The sequence below is a fragment of the Pantoea sp. E956-1 genome (assembly GCF_982223955.1).
Genome location: NZ_CEUYZP010000027.1, coordinates 1 through 933 on the forward strand (window position 1 = coordinate 1; position 933 = coordinate 933).

The following is a 933-nucleotide window of genomic DNA, read 5'->3' on the forward strand; positions in this document are numbered from 1 at the left end:
AATGTCTGCTTTGTGCCAGAAGCGGACGTTGCTGATTTTAATCTTCAAACAGGATCGGTATAGGCGACAGATGTAACAAATGACGTTTAAACTTCCATAGAGTTTTTAAGGAGAATAAATTTCATATGCGAATTCCAGATTATCCTTCACAAGATTCTGATAAGTGGGCCCAGGTAGATGCCTGGTTTTCTGAAAAGCTCGCTCCTGAAGATGTAGATTTAAAATACGCTCTCGCCAATAACACAGAACAGGGATTGCCCACACATGATGTCTCTGCTTTACAGGGAAAAATGCTGGCGATTTTCATTCAAATGTCGCGTGCCGTCCGTGTTCTTGAAATAGGCACGCTTGGGGGGTATAGCACCTTATGGATGGCCCGGGCTCTCCCACCACATGGAAGCGTAACGACAATTGAATTCAACGAGCACCATGCAGAGGTTGCTCGCCAGAATATAAACAAAGCGGGGCTGGCTGAGCGTGTCACATTGCATAGAGGAGCGGCACTTGATGTCTTACCCACACTTAATGCTCCCTTTGACCTGATTTTTATCGATGCCGATAAAGTGAATAACCCCCACTATCTTGAATGGGCTATCAAACTGTCGAAACAAGGCACTGTTATCGTAGGAGATAACACTGTGCGCGGTGGCAGTGTAATCGACTCCAGTAGTGAAGATCCGAACGTTAAAGGTCTGCGAGAATTTGTCGAAATGATTTCTGAGGATGAGCGCCTTGAAGCGACAGCAGTACAGACTGTTGGTGAAAAAGGATGGGATGGTTTCGTCATGGCTATCGTTAAAACCCGATGATGATATTTATCATTAGGAAAAACTCACTAACCGCCAGCTTTTAGTCACAATTTCTAAATGATTATCAAAGCTGTGCTGCTCATAATGTCTATGAGTTATATCCAAAATGTCCGCTTCTCGCTCA

General features: G+C 44.3%; 1 protein-coding gene. It reads left to right on the forward strand.

Annotated features, from left to right (window positions below):
• Window positions 1-125: 125 nt before the first annotated feature.
• Window positions 126-809, forward strand: coding sequence for an O-methyltransferase (locus tag AC0T7J_RS25060; protein ID WP_275103405.1), 684 nt, complete (start codon window positions 126-128; stop codon window positions 807-809).
• Window positions 810-933 lie beyond the last annotated feature (124 nt).

Excerpts from the sequence above, each read along its gene's own strand:
- AC0T7J_RS25060 (WP_275103405.1), top strand. The coding sequence starts at position 126 with ATGCGAATTCCAGATTATCCTTCACAAGATTCTGATAAGTGGGCCCAG.